Origin of the sequence: Kaistella sp. (genome assembly GCF_041824135.1) — a bacterium.
Lineage (GTDB): Bacteria > Bacteroidota > Bacteroidia > Flavobacteriales > Weeksellaceae > Kaistella.
Genome location: NZ_JBGZYM010000054.1, coordinates 1 through 2,624 on the forward strand (window position 1 = coordinate 1; position 2,624 = coordinate 2,624).

3 protein-coding genes are annotated in these 2,624 nt (G+C 28.5%); 1 reads left to right on the top strand and 2 read right to left on the bottom strand.

Annotated elements, in window-relative coordinates; genetic code table 11:
• The first annotated feature begins 49 nt into the window (after positions 1 to 49).
• Positions 50 to 535, top strand: a complete 486-nt coding sequence (locus tag ACEYOS_RS06260) for a hypothetical protein (RefSeq protein ID WP_373797537.1) — start codon at positions 50 to 52, stop codon at positions 533 to 535.
• A gap of 116 nt (positions 536 to 651) precedes the next feature.
• On the opposite strand, the gene ACEYOS_RS06265 is transcribed toward ACEYOS_RS06260, so the two are convergent.
• Both ACEYOS_RS06265 and ACEYOS_RS06270 read right to left on the bottom strand, forming a co-directional pair.
• The gene (locus tag ACEYOS_RS06265) at positions 652 to 1,443 is read right to left on the bottom strand and encodes a thiopeptide-type bacteriocin biosynthesis protein (RefSeq protein WP_373797539.1); all 792 of its coding nucleotides are present in this window, start codon (positions 1,441 to 1,443) and stop codon (positions 652 to 654) included.
• A gap of 44 nt (positions 1,444 to 1,487) precedes the next feature.
• Positions 1,488 to 2,624: lantibiotic dehydratase (locus tag ACEYOS_RS06270; RefSeq protein WP_373797538.1), on the bottom strand; the 1,137-nt coding region annotated here is incomplete at its 5' end.

Genomic DNA, 2,624 nt, shown 5'->3' on the forward strand with positions numbered 1-2,624 from the left:
CTGCAGATGAACTAAAAAGAAAACGAAAAAAAATATTCAAAAGATAAAAATGGCGCAGAAATTAAAAACACAAGATTTAATGGAGGTTTTCAATAAGAATCTCAATGAAGTAAATCTAAAATTCGATTTGAATAAAGAAATTATTTCCACACTTGATAAGAAATTGGAACAGATTAAAAATTCATATCTTAAGATTGAATATGAACCACTGGGTAAAGTTGTTGTAGAAAATGATAAAATGTTGAAGGATCACAGAAGTGAATTATTAAATATATTTGAAAAACAGATTTCCACGATGAAAAATGTTTCTAAAAAAGAAAGCAAATATCAATTTTACTTTTATGGTGCTTTAACTATTCTTTTGTTTTTGTGTGCCTCATTTCTTTCTTATGGGATTGATCAATATCATGAAAAAAAAGATGCTGAAAAGGAAATGAAATTCTATTCAAAAGAAGCATTCCGAAGAAATGAATATTTAAAAGAAAATAATTTGACTGAGAAGTATGAAAATTGGCTTGAAAGTAAAAGAAAGTAAAAGAAAGTAAAAGAAAGTAAAATTTAATGCGGTACCAATCTTTATAAGTTCGAAATCTATTATATAGGTAGTAAAAATACAAATGAGTTGAATAATGATATTAACTTCACATATTTTTAAAGTCTTATAATTTCATTTTTGCTAACTTTATAATATCGCCACAAATGATCATAAATAACCATTTCGAAAAGACGTTGATTAGAAGTGAAAATTCGATTGATGTGCATGTGAAATATACTTTGGAAAAAATCTTCTAATTTTATTCCTTTCTGTATATTAACTATATTAAGCAATGACTCATGACTTTGACGAATATTTAATATAATATGATCCTTCACTTCCTCAAATTCATTTGTATGGATGAAATTATGATAGTTAGGTCTAAAATCCCTGAACTTTTTAGACAATTGGCTGTTTAAGCTCTTGTCCGAATTGAACTCTTTCTTAAACGAATTATTATACTGTTCAATCCATTCCAACTTTCTTTCAGCAGGCAGTTTTATTTTAGATAGAATTTGATCAATATAAAACATGGTAACCATGATTTTTTCTTCGTCATCATAATCTAAAAAGTTTAAAATTAGTTTACTGCTTTGATGAAATAATTCTTCTGCAAACTCAATCGTTCTTTGTCCATATCGTTCAATTTCACGTTTGTAAGAATCGATATTTATTTCGGAAATCTCTCCAGAATCAATAAGAACTTTTATTTTGTCATTAATAACTTTAACAACTGAACCGTATTGATTGGTGTCTTTCAGATGAAGTCGTAGTCTCAAATGAGATTTGGGATCATAATACCGAATGAAAAACCATTTATGGATTAAATTATTTTCATCTAAATATTGAACCAATGGAATTATTGCTTCTTCCAAAACAATATCAGAAGTTTTGATTCCGGAGTAGATTTATATAAAAATCCATTCTGTACCGAGGTTAAACTTTCTAATTGTCATTTTGAAGAACTTTTAAAGATTGAAAAAACAAATTGATTTGTAAAATCGCTCTTTTCATATTTCAAAAATTCTTCAATTAGCACTGTCTTTTCATTTGTAATAGAAGACAAAAACATCGTGACCAAACCGCTGTTTTCTAAATTTATAAGCAAAGTATTATCAGATTTTATCCATTGAATCCATTCTGGAATCTGCCGCTTTTTCCTCCATTTTTTTATTTCGTACATCAATTGCTTTCTATTATTCATTAGAGAAGCGAAATGATTAATTTCTTTCAAAGTAATTTTCCATTTCGCTTTGGAAAGTATAATATTTCTGTATTCTACTCTGGGAAAGAAATTATAAATATGGATTAATCCTCCCCAATGAAAAAGAAGACTGGAGCGAGTATCTTGAGTACTAAAATCACATAAAAAATGATAAGTTGGTAGTGAATTGGTGGAGTAGTTATGAGCATTAGTAAGACAAGGAACAATTTCTTTGTTTAGTCTCTTTGAGCGTAAAATCAGCTTATTATTTCTGATTGATAAATAGAGGTCATCAATAGAAATTTGACTTTCTTTAGGAACTGTAGAATTACCCAAATAAGGTATTTCATAATTTCTTATTTGTGGTCTTCTCAAAATATTTCCAATTCTGGATTCAGGAAGATGTATAATTTCTGCTAAAATTTTGTTAGAATGTAACTCCTGTTCTTTTAATGAAATTTCTTTCACAAAATTTCTAATGTCTGATTTTTCTGAACAGAATCTTCCCAATAATTTGCCAGCATTCCCGCTGCCATGATTCAGATATAATTTCTCATGTCCACCTTCGGAAATAATTTCTGTCATAAAAGACATTGTTTCTTGCAAATCATCCCAGTTTTCATCAAAATCTTCAAGATCTTCATCCACAAGATTTATCAACGTACATTTCTCCAATAATGCTCCCTGTAATTTTTGATTCAAAAGAATTTGGAAAGAATTTAGTTTAATTTCCAACTTTTGTTTCTGTTTTAACGATGGAATAATCAAATCTTCAACGTACGGATGAACTCCTAGGGTTGACAAGTCTTGCCGATATCCAATTCCGACTTCCGTATCCATAGCGTAAGACAATTGAATTTCTTCATTTTCAAATCTTTTGTAGAA